Origin of the sequence: Pantoea sp. M_10 (assembly GCF_008631515.1) — a bacterium.
Classification (GTDB): Bacteria; Pseudomonadota; Gammaproteobacteria; order Enterobacterales; family Enterobacteriaceae; genus Pantoea; species Pantoea anthophila.
Window position 1 is genome coordinate 167,574 of sequence record NZ_VWUL01000002.1, and the last position, 15,334, is coordinate 182,907.

The 15,334-nt window shown below is 56.8% G+C and carries 16 protein-coding genes; 10 read left to right on the forward strand and 6 right to left on the reverse strand.

All coding sequences use genetic code 11. The annotated features are described in order from the left end of the window. Positions 1-109 precede the first annotated feature (109 nt). A complete protein-coding gene (locus F3I47_RS07665) occupies positions 110-1,183 on the forward strand; it encodes a DUF1176 domain-containing protein (RefSeq protein WP_150028930.1) in 1,074 nt (357 codons plus the stop codon). Here the strand turns inward: F3I47_RS07665 and ampH are convergent. Then, complete coding sequence (gene ampH, locus F3I47_RS07670) at positions 1,180-2,343, reverse strand: D-alanyl-D-alanine-carboxypeptidase/endopeptidase AmpH (RefSeq protein WP_046102347.1); 1,164 nt, start codon at positions 2,341-2,343, stop codon at positions 1,180-1,182. The genes F3I47_RS07665 and ampH overlap by 4 nt on opposite strands. On the opposite strand from ampH, the gene F3I47_RS07675 reads away from it, so the two are divergent. Then, positions 2,342-2,521 (forward strand): hypothetical protein, encoded by a 180-nt coding sequence (locus tag F3I47_RS07675; RefSeq protein ID WP_058957422.1) that lies wholly within the window; start codon positions 2,342-2,344, stop codon positions 2,519-2,521. The two genes, ampH and F3I47_RS07675, sit on opposite strands and share 2 nt — an antisense overlap. A gap of 80 nt (positions 2,522-2,601) precedes the next feature. Here the strand turns inward: F3I47_RS07675 and tkt are convergent, their stop codons facing one another. From tkt to hemF, 4 genes are all read right to left on the reverse strand, one after another. Beyond that, positions 2,602-4,602, reverse strand: a complete 2,001-nt coding sequence (gene tkt, locus F3I47_RS07680; RefSeq protein WP_150028929.1) for a transketolase — start codon at positions 4,600-4,602, stop codon at positions 2,602-2,604. Between the two features lie 57 nt (positions 4,603-4,659). Continuing rightward, on the reverse strand, positions 4,660-5,610 hold the full coding sequence (gene tal / locus F3I47_RS07685; RefSeq protein ID WP_009088826.1) for a transaldolase: 951 nt from the start codon (positions 5,608-5,610) through the stop codon (positions 4,660-4,662). 498 nt (positions 5,611-6,108) lie between these two features. Further along, positions 6,109-6,948 carry a class I SAM-dependent methyltransferase gene (locus F3I47_RS07690; RefSeq protein ID WP_190311317.1) on the reverse strand — a complete coding sequence of 280 codons (840 nt, stop codon included), beginning with the start codon at positions 6,946-6,948 and terminating at the stop codon, positions 6,109-6,111. A 199-nt stretch (positions 6,949-7,147) separates the two neighbouring features. Then, a complete protein-coding gene (hemF, locus tag F3I47_RS07695) occupies positions 7,148-8,062 on the reverse strand; it encodes an oxygen-dependent coproporphyrinogen oxidase (RefSeq protein ID WP_009088828.1) in 915 nt (304 codons plus the stop codon). 182 nt (positions 8,063-8,244) lie between these two features. On the opposite strand from hemF, the gene F3I47_RS07700 reads away from it, so the two are divergent. Further along, positions 8,245-8,454, forward strand: a complete 210-nt coding sequence (locus tag F3I47_RS07700; protein WP_150028927.1) for a hypothetical protein — start codon at positions 8,245-8,247, stop codon at positions 8,452-8,454. 185 nt (positions 8,455-8,639) lie between these two features. Here the strand turns inward: F3I47_RS07700 and amiA are convergent, their stop codons facing one another. Continuing rightward, positions 8,640-9,488, reverse strand: a complete 849-nt coding sequence (gene amiA / locus F3I47_RS07705; RefSeq protein ID WP_009088831.1) for an N-acetylmuramoyl-L-alanine amidase AmiA — start codon at positions 9,486-9,488, stop codon at positions 8,640-8,642. A 208-nt stretch (positions 9,489-9,696) separates the two neighbouring features. Between amiA and F3I47_RS07710 the strand changes: the two genes are divergently transcribed. The 7 genes from F3I47_RS07710 to cysA all read left to right on the forward strand — a co-directional run bounded on the left by F3I47_RS07710 (position 9,697) and on the right by cysA (position 15,305). Then, positions 9,697-10,122: a GNAT family acetyltransferase gene (locus F3I47_RS07710; RefSeq protein ID WP_140029692.1), complete on the forward strand. Its 426-nt coding sequence runs from the start codon at positions 9,697-9,699 to the stop codon at positions 10,120-10,122. Next, entirely contained in the window at positions 10,112-10,579 is a 468-nt protein-coding gene (locus tag F3I47_RS07715; protein WP_009088833.1) for a DUF2919 domain-containing protein, read from the forward strand. Before F3I47_RS07710 ends, F3I47_RS07715 begins: the two co-directional genes overlap by 11 nt. Positions 10,580-10,643: 64 nt before the next feature. Then, complete coding sequence (locus F3I47_RS07720) at positions 10,644-11,261, forward strand: RpoE-regulated lipoprotein (RefSeq protein WP_150028926.1); 618 nt, start codon at positions 10,644-10,646, stop codon at positions 11,259-11,261. Between the two features lie 241 nt (positions 11,262-11,502). Then, on the forward strand, positions 11,503-12,519 hold the full coding sequence (locus F3I47_RS07725) for a sulfate ABC transporter substrate-binding protein (RefSeq protein WP_150028925.1): 1,017 nt from the start codon (positions 11,503-11,505) through the stop codon (positions 12,517-12,519). Then, on the forward strand, positions 12,519-13,352 hold the full coding sequence (gene cysT, locus F3I47_RS07730) for a sulfate/thiosulfate ABC transporter permease CysT (protein ID WP_009088836.1): 834 nt from the start codon (positions 12,519-12,521) through the stop codon (positions 13,350-13,352). Before F3I47_RS07725 ends, cysT begins: the two co-directional genes overlap by 1 nt. Next, the gene (cysW, locus tag F3I47_RS07735; protein WP_046102340.1) at positions 13,352-14,227 is read left to right on the forward strand and encodes a sulfate/thiosulfate ABC transporter permease CysW; all 876 of its coding nucleotides are present in this window, start codon (positions 13,352-13,354) and stop codon (positions 14,225-14,227) included. Before cysT ends, cysW begins: the two co-directional genes overlap by 1 nt. Next, the gene (gene cysA / locus F3I47_RS07740) at positions 14,217-15,305 is read left to right on the forward strand and encodes a sulfate/thiosulfate ABC transporter ATP-binding protein CysA (RefSeq protein WP_140029689.1); all 1,089 of its coding nucleotides are present in this window, start codon (positions 14,217-14,219) and stop codon (positions 15,303-15,305) included. The genes cysW and cysA overlap by 11 nt, the downstream gene beginning before the upstream one ends. Positions 15,306-15,334: the final 29 nt, after the last annotated feature.

Genomic DNA, 15,334 nt, shown 5'->3' on the forward strand with positions numbered 1-15,334 from the left:
TTTAAGCAGTTAACTGCGCTTTTTGCACGGGTTCACAGAATGCGAACCCTGTCTGGCCCATTGATGCGCTATCCTCTCCACTCTGGGTTTTTGGGGATCGATTTTCTTAATGTCGTACTGGATGAAATCGCTGTGGCTGTCGACGTCTCTGTGGGTGACCTGTGTTCAGGCGGAACCGTTGCAAAAGTCATTCAACGACTGGCAAATCACCTGCAACAACGAAGCCTTCTGCGTGGCCCGCAATATCCCCGGCGATAAAGGGCTGGTGATGACGATTTCGCGCCATGCGGGCGTTAACGATCGCCCCTTACTCCGCATCGACTACGGCAGTGCCTATACCGGCGCGCTGCCTGGCGGCCCGCTGCAGGATAATCTGCTGCTCGACCAGCGGCGTCTGAAACCGGACCTCAAACACTGGACGGCTGAACCGCACCATCTCGCCACCAGCAATGCTATCGCCATTGATGAATTTCTTGATCTGGTGATGGAAGCCAAAACTCTGCAACTCACCTACGATGCCAGTGCCGCGATCTCCCTGCGCGGTATGAAAGCTGCACTGCTGCTGATGGATGACAGGCAGGGGCGGGTGAACAGCATGAGCGCGTGGATTAAACGTGGCGACCGCGCCAGCTGGGAGGTTCCGCCGCCGCCGGCATTGCCACAGCTGCCTCCCCCCGTGAGGCCGCCTGCGCCCCTGACGCGCGAAGAGACCAGCGGATTAATCGATTACGGCACCTGGCGCATCAATACCGACTCCTGCTCACTCGACCCGCTGCGGCGTGAGGTCAGCGTTGCGCCTCTCACCGATCAGCATGCGCTGTTGCTGGTCAGTTGTGAAATGGGGGCATACAACGTCATCGATCTGGCGTTTGAAGTGACGCGCAGCCCGCCCTACGTGGCCCGGGGCATCACGCTGACGCTGCCCTTTACCCCGCCGCGGGCGAGTGACCGCCAGCTTGAGCTGATTAACGCCGACTATGATGCGGCCAGCGGCCAGCTTTATACTTTTGGCAAGGGGCGGGGGCTCGGTGACTGCGGCAGTGCCACACGCTGGCAGTTTGATGGCACCCGCTTTGTGCTGGCGGAATATGCGGAGGAGTCGACCTGCGATGCCTGGCACAGCAGTGATGACTGGCCAACCCTGTGGGTCAGCCAGTCAGACGGTGGCGTCCAGCAGCGTTAGCGGATGACCTGCACCATCATCGGAGAGCCGGTCTGGTTGCCGACCAGCTCAGCCAGCATGTTGTTTACGCCGTCGCTCATTGGCGTAAAGCGGGTCAGCGGCGAGCGCGTCACCACGACAAACACGCCCACATTATGCTGCGGCACCATCGCCATATAGGTAATGAAACCCCCGCCACCGCCGGTTTTCTGAATAATCCCGGGACGACCATTCTTTGGTCCCATGTAGACCCAGCCCATCCCCAGCGCATCCGCTTTCCCTGGCACATCCATGCCTTCCACGCGGGTCAGCTGATCGCGGCGATAGATCAGCGTTTGCAGCCGATCGATCTGCGGGGTGCGATGGTTAACCGACGAGTTAAGGAACTGCTGCATCCAGCGGCCCATATCATCCGGCGTGGAGTAAACGCCGCCGCTGCCAATCGCCGCCAGCGTGTTGTTACAGGGGCTGGCCCCTTTCTCAGCCACCATCAGGCGACCACACTGCTCAGGCGAAGGCGTAAAGGTGGTGTCTTTCATACCCAGCGGACGGGTGATCAACTGCTGAAACAGGGCCGGGTAGGGCGTGCCCGCCGCGCGCGACAGCGCATCGCCCAGCAGATCGTAACCCAGGTTGGAGTAGGCGGCACTGCTGCCCGGTGCGGCTTTGAGGTTCGCCCGTGACAGCCACGTCCAGCGTTCACTGCGCGTCGGCCAGACAAACACCGGTCGCTGCGCCTTGCCGCCAGGCTGTTCACGCGGCAGTCCGCTGGTGTGGGTGGAGAGGTTGATCAGACGAATGGGCTGTCCGTTATAAGCAGGCACGCGGGTGCCCGGCGGCGCATATTTACTCAGGGGATCGTCGAGGCGAATCTGTCCGCGCTCCGCCAGCTTGACCATCACTTCACTGGTCATCAGCTTACTCAGCGAGGCGATACGAATCAGCGAATCTTTTTGCGGGCGCACATTGTTGCCTGGCCGGGTTTCACCAAAGCTGGCGAAGACCCGCTGATTGCCATCAATCGCGACCAGTGCCATACCGGTTGCTCCACTGCCATAAAAGATATGCTCCGCATAGCGGTCAACAATCTGAGAGGCGAGCAGCGGATCGGGCGCGACCTGCGCCATGCTTTTTAATGGAAGCAGTGAAACCATCAGGGCCAGTAAATAGGGTGTGCGCATGTTCAACGGAAATGGCTTCGCTATAGAGATCGGAGGAGATCTGCCTTCACGCATCGGACAGACGCGGGCAGCACATCGCGTTATTCCGGCAGAACAGCAGCAGGAACAGGCGGGCAGCCAGGGCGCAGGCAGCATTAACTATGACGGCTCTATAGTAATCAGTTTGTGCGGGGCGTGAAGAGGGGAGAGGAGATTTTTTTCTGTTTCGGGCTATGTGATGAAATGGCCCTTCCCGGTGTGCCGGGAAGGGCAAAAGCATTACACCGGCTTGAGTAATGCTTCAGCGTGACTGACGATATTCTCTACCGTGAAGCCAAACTCCGGGAACAGCTTGCCGGCTGGCGCTGATTCACCAAAGGTGGTCATACCGACAATCGCGCCTTCCAGACCCACATACTTGAACCAGTAGTCGGCGATTCCGGCTTCCACCGCCACGCGCGCCTTCACGCCGACAGGCAGAACGGATTCGCGGTAGGCAGCATCCTGCGCATCAAACAGGTCGGTTGAAGGCAGTGAAACCACCCGCACCTTGTGACCGCCTGAAGTGAGCTTATCGGCTGCACCCAGGGTGATCTCAATTTCTGAACCGGTGGCAATCAGGATCACTTCGGGGGTGCCGTCGCAATCTTTCAGCACATAGCCGCCGCGTTTGATGTTCTCGATCTGCTCCGGGGTACGTTCCGGCTGCAGCAGATTCTGACGGGAGAGGATCAGCGCAGTCGGGCCATGATGGCGTTCGATAGCCGCTTTCCACGCCACAGCCGTTTCCACCTGATCGCACGGGCGCCAAACGCTCATGTTGGGGGTCAGACGCAGGCTGGCGATCTGCTCAACCGGCTGGTGGGTCGGGCCATCTTCGCCCAGACCGATGGAGTCATGGGTGTAGACCAGAATCTGTCGCGCCTTCATCAGCGCCGCCATGCGTGCTGCGTTACGCGCATATTCGACAAACATCAGGAAGGTGGCCGTGTAGGGGACGAAACCGCCATGGTGCGCAATACCGTTACCAATCGCCGTCATCCCGAACTCACGCACGCCGTAGTGAATGTAGTTGCCGGCCGGATCTTCTTTGATCGATTTGGAACCAGACCAGATCGTCAGGTTACTGGGCGCCAGGTCTGCAGAACCGCCGAGGAACTCCGGCAGTAATTTGCCGTAGGCTTCCAGCGAGTTTTGTGAGGCTTTGCGGCTGGCAATTTTCTGCGGGTTAGCCTGCAGCTCCTGAATGAAACGGGTGGCTTCGCTTTCCCACGTTGACGGCATCTCGCCATTCATACGGCGTTTATACTCTTTCGCCAGCTCAGGATGTGCCTCTTTATAGGCCGCAAATTTTGCATCCCAGGCTTTTTCCCGTTCTGCACCGGCGGCTTTGGCATCCCACTGCTGGTAGATTTCAGCCGGGATCTCAAACGCCGGATAGTTCCAGCCAAGTTGCTTGCGGGTCAGGGCGACTTCTTCCTCACCCAGCGCTGCGCCGTGCGACTCCTCTTTACCGGCTTTGTTCGGGGAACCGAAACCGATAATGGTGCGGCAGATAATCAGCGAAGGCTTATCGGTTACGCTCTGCGCCTCTTTGATCGCCTCGCGAATGGCGTCCGCGTCATGGCCGTCGATGTCGCCGATGACGTGCCAGTTGTAAGACTCGAAGCGCTTATGGGTGTCGTCGGTAAACCAGCCTTCGGTTTCACCATCGATCGAGATACCGTTATGGTCATAGAAGCCGATCAGTTTGCCGAGACCCAGGGTGCCCGCCAGGGAGCAGACTTCGTGCGAAATCCCTTCCATCAGACAGCCATCGCCCATAAAGACATAGGTATGGTGGTCAACAATCTCATGATCCGGACGGTTAAACTGCGCGGCCAGCGTGCGCTCTGCAATCGCCAGTCCAACGGCGTTCGCCAGACCCTGACCCAGCGGGCCGGTCGTCGTTTCCACGCCCGGCGTGTAGCCGATTTCCGGGTGGCCCGGCGTTTTGGAGTGCAGCTGACGGAAGTTTTTCAGCTCTTCAATCGGCAGGTCGTAACCACTCAGGTGCAGCAGGCTGTAGAGCAGCATTGAGCCGTGGCCGTTGGAGAGGATAAAGCGGTCGCGATCAAGCCAGGCGGGATTGGTCGGATTGTGCTGAAGGAAGTCGCGCCACAACACTTCGGCGATATCGGCCATTCCCATTGGCGCACCGGGGTGGCCGGAATTTGCCTTCTGAACCGCATCCATGCTCAGTGCACGAATCGCGTTTGCCAACTCTCTGCGTGAGGACATAAAGTTCTCCCTTGTTATGCATCAGGGCGGGAAAGTCCCGCCCGACTAAAATGAGGACTACAGACGTGCGGCCAGTACATCTTCCAGCTTCTGCTGGTCAACAGCGAACTGGCGGATACCATCAGACAGTTTCTCAACCGCCATCGGATCCTGATTATGCTCCCAGCGGAACTCCGCCTCAGAGAGCGGTGATGGCTGATGGAAGCCTTCGGTAGACGGCTCCAGCTTGCGCTCCAGCGGCGCGTCGCTGTTCTGCAGCTCTTCCAGCAGGTTAGGGGAGAGCGTCAGGCGATCGCAGCCCGCCAGCGCCACAATCTGCTCCACTTTACGGAAGCTGGCACCCATGATGATGGTGCTGTAGCGGTGCTTTTTGTAGTAGTCGTAGATGCGACGCACGGATTTCACGCCCGGATCTTCATCCGCCACGTAGGGTTCCATCGGCTTGCGTGAGTTATACCAGTCGTAGATGCGACCCACGAACGGCGAGATCAGGAACACGCCCGCTTCCGCGCAGGCACGCGCCTGCGCGAAGGAGAAGAGCAGGGTCAGGTTGCAGTGGATACCATTCTTCTCCAGCTCTTCCGCAGCGCGGATACCTTCCCAGGTTGAAGCCAGCTTAATCAGAACGCGTGAGCGGTCAATACCCTGCTCTTCGTACATCCGAATCAGTTTTTCTGCTTTGGTCACACACATGCCACGATCGAAGGAGAGGCGCGCATCCACTTCGGTCGAAACACGGCCCGGTATGCTTTTCAGGATTTCCATACCGAGATTGATTGCCACTTTGTCGCTGGCGTTGATGATCTGGGTCTCTTTGCTGCCGCCCTGTTTTTTAGCGTACTCAATCGCGTCATCCATCAGGTGTTTGTACCCTTCGAGACCGGATGCTTTCAGAATGAGAGAAGGGTTGGTGGTGGCGTCTTCCGGGTGGTAATGACGAATCGATTCAATATCGCCACTGTCCGCCACCACGGTGGTGAACTGTTTTAGGGCTTCTAGCTGGTTCATCTCTAAACTCCTTGAAAAGAAAAATGAAAGCGAACAGGGATCACCTCAGGCCTCGCAGCCGGTCTGTGGCATGTGCTGCTAGCGGGAACGCGAACCCATAACATTGCAACAGACACTTTCTGATGAAAATGCGGTTTCTCTGATTGTTGCGCTGCGAGGCGGTGCGAAGGAGCCGTCATGCGGTGTAACCCGAGGGGTGCGCCATATTCCACCCTTAAGCATAGCAGTCGGGGAAAATGACGCAGGCAACACTGTAGCAATCCGTGCCCTCTCCGCATCAAAGCGGCGTTACGACACTCACTCTCGTCATACGCCGGGAGCAGAAAACGGTGTGGTGAATCGGAAAGTAAAAACGGGGGACGGGAAAAGTGCTGCCACAGTGAAACGTGGCGGGGCAGGCTGAATGCTAAACAGGGGGGGGTGTCTGAGCCTCCCCGGGAGAGGCGTTTTAAAAACAGGCCGCGATGAGAGTACAGGCGGCCCGAATCCCGCGCTGCGCTATTGCCTCTCAAAAAATTGCGCCAGCGTTATTTTGTGGTGGGGGTAGTAAAATTTATTATGCGTCAGCGGGATATACATTCCTTCGGGTTCACCCGGCATAAAATAGTTGCCCTGCCAGCGGTTCGGTTCACAAACCGGCCCGTCGTTATAGACGGTGCCCAGCGGCGCATAAGTGACATCCCGACCGAAAATAGAATAGACGGCGGCATCGACAAAATTGAAAGATTCCGGAACGCCACGCAGATGGGTATCCTGAATCAGTAAGCTGTGCAGTTTATCTTTGATATAAAAGAGGCTGCCGAGGTCACGGATCACCTGTTCGAAATCGTGCGCGCCATCATGATGAATGATGACGTTTCCGCCTTCTTCTTTCATCAGCACATCCCTGACATACTCCGGAAGGGTGCCATGGTACATCCTGACCCGGCTTTCGACGGTTTCCGGATAGGCTCTTCTTGCGCGCTCTCTGGCGAACTGTAAATGGTCCGGGCTGATGTCGATCAAATCGAGTTCAATACCCAGATAGTGTGCACAGCCAGCCAGAACAGAGGTGCTGCCTCCCATAAAGACGCCCACTTCAACGATTCTGCTGACTTCACCCAGTGCCGACTTAATGGTATTAAAAATATCAAAGTAATATTTCCCGGAGCATTGATCTTCGTAGTGACCTTCAGTCGCCGCTCTCTTTGCGATGATGTCGTCGAAGATAATATTTCTGCCCAGCCAGGGAGAAAGGTCGGGTTTGAAACCACTGTATATTTCGATGTTAAGCCGTTCCGCTATTTCCGCAAAACTCTGTGTTTCAAGGTTTTTATCGGGGTCTGTGAATGAAGCCATCATTGGTGTCCTTATCCTGAATATGGCCTAGTGTATCAATGAAATTCAGGGCACTAATGAATGAGAAACAAACGGAACTGAACCCTTTTTATCGGTTATCAGGTCGGGTGGGAGCGGCAGGAAGATGAAGGGTTTCAGGCGGTTGAGACAGCGTAATGAACCGCAACGCAGGCAGAGAGCCACGTTGCGGTCCGGAGGATTATGACGGCAGATTGAGCCAGTTCTTCACCGGCAGGAAGTCGCGATAGAGGGCCGCTTCAGGCGAGTCTGGTTCAGGCTGATAATCATATTCCCAGCGCACCAGCGGCGGCATCGACATCAGGATCGATTCCGTGCGGCCGCCGGTCTGCAGGCCAAACAGGGTGCCACGGTCCCACACCAGATTGAACTCCACATATCGCCCGCGGCGGTAGAGCTGGAACTGGCGCTCGCGATCGCCCCACGGATGATCTTTGCGGCGTGCCACAATCGGCCGGTAGGCATCAATAAAGCCGCGCCCCACCGCCTGCATAAAGCTGAAGCTCTGCTCAAAATCGGGCGTGTTGAGATCGTCAAAAAACAGGCCGCCAATGCCGCGCTGCTCATCGCGGTGTTTCAGATAGAAATAGTCGTCGCACCACTTTTTATATCGCGGATAAACGTCGTCGCCAAAAGGCTGACAGAGGTCGGCGGCAGTCTGATGCCAGTGCAGTGCATCTTCTTCGAAGCCGTAGAACGGCGTGAGATCAAACCCGCCGCCAAACCACCACACCGGATCGGCACCGGGTTTCTCCGCGATAAAAAAGCGCACGTTGGCGTGGCTGGTGGGCACATAGGGATTGTTCGGGTGGATCACCAGCGACACGCCCATAGCTTCAAAGCTGCGGCCCGCCAGTTCCGGACGGTGCGCCGTAGCCGAGGCCGGCATCTTATCGCCATGCACGTGCGAAAAGTTTACGCCCGCCTGTTCAAACACCGCACCGTTTCGCAGTACGCGGCTCTGACCGCCGCCGCCGCCAGGACGCTGCCAGCTATCTTCTGCGAACGCTGCGCCGCCATCTTCAGCCGCCAGCTGGTTACAAATCTCATCCTGCAGAGCGAGCAGGAATGCTTTTACGCGGGAAATATCAGCCATCTTTTCGCTTATCGTCGGTTTTAATTTAGGGCGATTATACGCAAAATCGGCCTGCTTGCATGAGTGCGGCTATCCAGGCAGGCATACAATGGGAAATTTTCATGTCTGAAGAACCTTGCAGAATTTTATAAAAATGGGTGAAGCGCTGCGCAAAAATCCATCGGCCGCGGAGGAGTTTATTAATGCTATCGAAAACTATCAGGCTGATCCGTAAGCTGATAGCCGGGGTGTCAGGCGGACTTGTCCTTATGGCGATAGTGGTTGGCATATTTCTGACCGCAACGCTGAATGAAGGGGCGATGCGTATTGTCGGGCCGCTGCTGGTGCTTGTTGCTGGTCTGGTGATTTATGGGCTGACTTATCTTATCGCGGATAAGTCTGACCGCCGATAACCCTCTGCCACGATTAACTTCTGGCAGAGAGGCAGACAGAAGGCCGTCAATACGGCCTTACTTAAAACATAATTCAGGATGATCTCCGCCGCTCGCTTCGCCTGAACGTTACGTCGGATGGAGCATTTCTCAGGTTCACATGCGTTTATTCAAGCTTCTGCACTGAGTCATTATTACTTTCCGCATCAGGCATTACGGCGATCAAACTCATCAAAGTAGTTGACGATACCGCTGGCAATGGCGGCGGCAATTTTCTGACGAAATGCCGTGGTGCCGAGCAACTGCTCTTCGTGCGGATTGGTAATAAAGGAGGTTTCAACCAGCACCGAAGGAATGGAGGGCGACTTCAGGACCGCGAAAGCAGCCTGTTCCGTGTGCTGGCTATGCAGATGATGAACCGGGCGAATCTGATCCAGCACATGTTTGCCCAGTGTCAGGCTGTTTTTGATGGTGTCGGTCTGAACCAGATCGAACAGGATCTGCTGCAGATAGTGATCCTGCTGCTGCGCCTTCACGCCGCCCAGTTTGTCCGCATCGTTCTCACGCTGAGAGAGATAACGCGCCATTGAACTACTGGCACCGCGATTAGAGAGCGCAAATACCGAGGCGCCGCTGGCATCGGGGCTGGTAAAGCCGTCGGCATGGATCGACATGAACAGATGCGCGCCATGCTGATGAGCAATCTCCACCCGCTGGTAGAGCGGAATAAAATGGTCGCTGTCGCGGGTCAGACGCACTTCGATGCGCGGATGGCTCTGCAGTTGCCGTTTCACGTTACCGGCAATCTCCAGCACGATGTGTTTCTCTTCTGAACCCTCCTCGCCGACCGCGCCGGAGTCGATGCCCCCGTGGCCGGGATCAATCATCACAATGCGCTTTCCGTTACTGGCTGGCGGAGCAGGGCGTGCATGGCGGCCTGTTCCTGTAAGCGCGGAAGGCTCTCTGGCCTGAACCGCGCGCGGCGATAAAACGGCCAGAGCCAGACCGGAAAGGAGTAACTGACGGCGATGAATCAAACGTTTAAGCAGGTGCATGTGCGGGTCCGGTAACAGAAATCCTGCCGGTGTTATAGCCTAAGGCTCTGTTGTCTGCGATCACATAACCATTTCAGGGCATTACTTTGTATTGCAGGCCGCGAACAGAAAATTTGCGCTTTTTTATTTGCCGCCGTTCAGCCGAGGGTTGCGTGCGGCAGAGAATGCGTGATAATCAGCAAATTGTGCTTAATTGCAGGTGAAGAAGATGGAAATCCGCGCCTTCCGCCAGGAAGATTTTGAAGAAGTGATCACCTTATGGGAACGTTGCGATTTGTTACGGCCATGGAACGATCCGGAGCTGGATATCGAACGCAAAATGCATCACGACCCCGATCTCTTTCTGGTCGCTGAAGTCGGCGGCGTGGTCGTCGGCACCCTGATGGGGGGCTACGATGGTCATCGCGGTGCGGCCTATTATCTGGCGGTGCATCCTGACTATCAGGGACGCGGCTTTGCGAATGCGCTGATGAATCGTCTGGAGAAGAAGCTCATCGCTCGCGGCTGTCCGAAGCTGCATCTGATGATCCGTGAAGAGAACGATCAGGTGGTGGCCTTTTACGAGAAGCTCGATTATGAGCCGGTCGATGTGCTGCTGTTTGGCAAACGTCTGATCGAAGATCGTGAATACTAAACCGTCCCCTGACTATCAGCCGGACCACTATGACGCCAGAGGGCAGCTGCGGCTGCCGTTTCTTTTTTGGCTGATCCTGTTACTGCAGGCGCGCACCTGGCTACTGCTGGTTATGGCCGGGGCGTCACGGCAGCAGGGTAACGATCTGCTGGCGCTCTTCTATCCGGATCGCCAGGCGTTCTGGATCGGTCTTGCCCTGGGATTACCGGCGCTGGCAGGTCTGCTGCTGACCGGTTACCGGCTACGGCTGCCGCGACTCTGGCAGCACTGGCGCAGCGTGCTGTCGCTGTCATTTTTAGTGAATCTTATCTGGCAGGGGCTGCAGTTTGTGCAGGGTGATCTGCTCAGTTCGCCGCTGCCCTTGTTGCTGACGCTGTTTGACCTGCTGGCACTCATCTGGCTGCAGACTGACCGTCGCTGCCGCGACTGCTTTCTGCCTGAACATCATCTTAAATAAACTTTTTGGCGCTTTGCGACTCCAATCAGTTCCGCCTTCCGGCATCGTATTTACAGGAGTTCTCATGAAAGCTGTTCGTTCCACGCTACTGATCGCCGCCGTTGCACTGAGCGGCTGTGCCAGTTCGGGTTCCGGCACTGACAGCAGCCAGCAGGCCAGCTGGTGGAATCCGCTGACGTATCACTGGTCCTCGGCGCTGCCGTGGAACTGGTTCGGTTCATCGCTCACCGCGACGGAGCAGGGCGTAGGCGGACTGACCGCCTCGACGGCCATGAAAGAGGAGGCGATCAAAGCCGGCCTGAATGGGGATTACACCTTGCGTCAGGGCATGCGTGGCGAAAACGGTCAGGTGATTGCGTTCTGGCAGGCGCTGGATGACGACAAGGTGAAGCTGGTGATTTACGGGCAGTCGCAGGTTGAACGCATTGAAGTGATGGACAGCCAGATTGCCAGCAGCGACGGCAGTAAAGTCGGCGATGCCTTCAGCAATAAGTTCACCAAAGCCTTCAGCAACTGCACCCTGGCCAGCGGAACGGATGCGCGAGACGTAGCATGCCGGGCCCCTGGCAGTCAGCATCTCACCTATCTCTACCATGGCGACTGGCATGGACCGGAAGGGCTGATGCCTTCCGATGACACGCTGAAAACCTGGAAACTCAGCAAAATCGTCTGGCAGCGTTAACACTGCCTGCTAAACGCCATGCGCTGACGCGCCTGGTTACCCCCGCAGGCTGGTGCTCAGCGGGGGTTATCCTCTCTGCGGCTTTTGCTGATTTCTGCATAAACTCTGCCGCTGTCTTATGCTTTTTTCGACTTTGAAATCATCAAACGATATATAAAACCGTTACTGGTTTTCCCTGAGTTATAAATAAACTGATGTTTCAGCGGGTGAGATCCGCATCAAATTTTTTTCAGGGTGCCAAATGACATTACAAGCGATGAAAAAAGTCGTGAGCGGTATCGCGTTGTCGCTGAGCCTTGCTGGCGCAGCCAATGCCACTGAACTTCTTAACAGCTCTTACGATGTGTCCCGGGAGCTGTTTGTTGCCCTGAATGCCCCTTTCGTTAAACAGTGGGATGCCAGCCATCCTGCCGACCCGCTGACCATCAAAATGTCTCATGCCGGTTCATCTAAACAGGCGCTGGCTATCCTGCAGGGACTGCGCGCCGATGTTGTCACTTACAACCAGGTGACGGATGTGCAGGTCCTGCATGATAAAGGCAACCTGATTGCCGCAGACTGGAAAAGCCGTCTGCCGAATAACAGTTCACCCTTCTATTCCACCATGGCGTTTCTGGTGCGCAAAGGAAACCCAAAGCAGATTCATGACTGGTCAGATTTGACCCGTAACGATGTGAAGCTGATTTTCCCCAACCCGAAAACGTCCGGCAATGGTCGCTATACCTATCTGGCCGCCTGGGGGGCTGCTGATAAAGCGGACGATAACGATCAGGCTAAAACCCGTGCCTTTATGACGCAGTTTCTGAAAAACGTTGAAGTCTTTGATACCGGGGGCCGTGGTGCGACCACGACCTTCGCTGAGCGCGGTCTGGGCGACGTGCTGATTAGCTTTGAGTCGGAAGTGAACAATATCCGCAACCAGTACGGCAAAGATGAGTATGAGGTGATCGTGCCGAAAACCAACATTCTGGCGGAGTTCCCGGTGGCGTGGGTAGATAAAAACGTTGCCGCTAACCATACCGCGGATGCGGCCAGTGCCTATCTCCGCTACCTCTACACACCGGAAGCGCAGACGATTATTACGCACTACTACTATCGCGTGAACAATCCGCAGCTGATGGCAGAGCAGAAGGATCGCTTCCCGCAGACCAGCCTGTTCCGGGTTCAAGAGGCCTTTGGCGGCTGGGACAATGTGATGAAAACGCATTTCGCCAGCGGCGGTGAGCTGGATAAATTGTTAGCGGCGGGGCGTGGATAATGTTTGCAGCAAGTCATAAACGCGTGTTGCCCGGCTTTGGACTGAGCCTGGGCACCAGCCTGCTTTTTACCTGCCTGATTCTGCTGCTGCCCATCAGCGCCGTGATCATGCAGCTGTCACAGATGACCCTTCAGCAGTACTGGGATGTGGTGACCAACCCGCAGCTGGTTGCGGCCTACAAGGTTACGCTGCTCTCCGCCGGTGTCGCCTCGCTGTTTAATGCGGTGTTCGGCATGCTGATGGCGTGGATCCTGACCCGCTACCGCTTCCCGGGCCGCACGCTGCTGGATGGCCTGATGGATCTGCCGTTTGCGCTGCCGACCGCCGTCGCGGGCCTGACACTGGCCGGACTCTTTTCGGTCAACGGCTGGTATGGACAGTGGTTTGCCCATTTCGATATCAAAATCTCCTACACCTGGATCGGCATCGCCATCGCCATGGCCTTCACCAGCATCCCGTTTGTGGTGCGCACGGTACAGCCGGTGCTGGAGGAGTTAGGCCCGGAGTATGAAGAAGCCGCTGAAACGCTGGGTGCCACACCGTGGCAGAGCTTCCGTCGGGTTGTGTTACCGGAAGTCGCCCCGGCGCTGCTGGCGGGCACAGCGCTCTCCTTTACCCGCAGCCTGGGGGAGTTTGGAGCAGTGATCTTTATTGCCGGTAACATCGCCTGGAAAACGGAAGTGACCTCGCTGATGATTTTTGTCCGGTTGCAGGAGTTTGACTATCCGGCCGCCAGCGCCATCGCCTCGGTGATCCTGGCCGCCTCGCTTATCCTGTTATTTGCGATTAACACCTTACAGAGCCGCTTTGGCCGTCGACTGGGAGGTCACTAATGGCTGAGGTCTCACAACTGAATCATGCGGATCGCCAGCCGGTGAACTGGGGCAAATGGCTGTTGATTGGTATCGGCGCGCTGCTCTCGATTCTGCTGCTGCTGGTGCCGATGGTCTCCATCTTCTGGGAGGCGCTGAATCAGGGACTGCTGGTCTCCCTGAGCAACCTGGCTGACCCTGATATGCTGCACGCCATCTGGCTGACGGTGATGGTGGCGCTGATCACCGTTCCGGTTAACCTGGTGTTCGGCACGCTGCTCGCCTGGCTGGTGACCCGCTTTACCTTTCCGGGGCGTCAGCTGCTGCTGACCCTGTTTGATATTCCGTTTGCCGTGTCGCCGGTGGTGGCCGGTCTGATGTATCTGCTGTTCTGGGGCGTCAACGGGCCGGCGGGCGGCTGGCTGGATGCGCATAACATCCAGGTTATGTTCGCCTGGCCGGGCATGGTATTGGCGACCGTGTTTGTGACCTGTCCGTTTGTGGTGCGCGAACTGGTGCCGGTGATGCTGAGCCAGGGCAGTCACGAAGATGAAGCGGCGGTGCTGCTGGGCGCTTCAGGCTGGCAGATGTTCCGTCGTGTGACATTGCCGAACATTCGCTGGGCGCTGCTGTATGGCATCGTGCTGACCAACGCCCGTGCGATTGGTGAGTTTGGTGCGGTCTCGGTGGTATCGGGATCGATTCGCGGTGAGACCTATACGCTGCCGCTTCAGGTTGAATTATTGCATCAGGATTACAATACGGTCGGCGCCTTCACCGCTGCCGCGCTGCTGACCCTGATGGCCATTGTAACGTTGTTTCTGAAAAGTATTGTGCAGTGGCGTCTGGAGCAACAGCACAAGCACCTGCAACAGGAGGGAAATCATGAGCATTGAGATTAACAAGATCAACAAATCCTTTGGTCGCACCTCGGTGCTGAACGATATCTCTCTGGATATTGCCTCGGGTGAAATGGTGGCGCTGCTTGGCCCATCCGGCTCCGGTAAAACCACGCTGCTGCGCATTATTGCCGGGCTGGAGCATCAGAACAGCGGCCAGATCCGTTTTCATGGCAACGATGTGAGTCGTCTGCATGCGCGCGATCGTCAGGTTGGATTTGTTTTCCAGCACTATGCGCTGTTCCGCCATATGACGGTGTTCGACAACATCGCCTTTGGCCTGACGGTGCTGCCGCGTCGGGAACGTCCTTCTGCGGCCGAGATCAAACAGCGTGTTACCCGTCTGCTGGAGATGGTGCAGCTGGCCCATCTGGCGAACCGCTTCCCGGCTCAGCTGTCGGGCGGGCAGAAACAGCGTGTGGCGCTGGCGCGTGCGTTAGCGGTAGAACCGCAAATCCTGCTGCTGGATGAACCTTTTGGCGCGCTCGATGCGCAGGTGCGTAAAGAGCTGCGTCGCTGGCTGCGTCAGCTGCATGAAGAGCTGAAATTTACCAGCGTGTTTGTGACCCACGACCAGGAAGAGGCGATGGAAGTGGCAGACCGCGTGGTGGTGATGAGCCAGGGTAATATCGAGCAGGTCGGCACGCCAGATGACGTGTGGCGCGATCCGGCAACCCGCTTTGTGCTGGAGTTCCTGGGTGAAGTGAATCGCTTTGATGGTGAGATCCATGGGTCGCAGTTCCATGTCGGCGCGCATCACTGGCCGCTGGGGTATACCTCGGCACATCAGGGCCCGGTTGAGCTGTTCCTGCGTCCGTGGGAAATCGACGTGTCCCGCCACAGCAGCCTGGAAACCCCGCTGCCGGTGCAGGTGCTGGAAGTGAGTCCGCGTGGACACTTCTGGCAGCTGGTGGTGCAGCCCGCTGGCTGGCAGAGCGAGCCGTTTTCGCTGGTATTTGAAGGTGAACAGACCGCCCCGATTCGCGGCGAACGCCTGTTTGTTGGCCTGCAGCAGGCGCGTCTCTATAAGGGTGATACCCCGCTGCGCGCTGTTGCCTTTGCCCAGAGTGCCTGATATTTTCTGATCAACACCGGGCGGGAGTG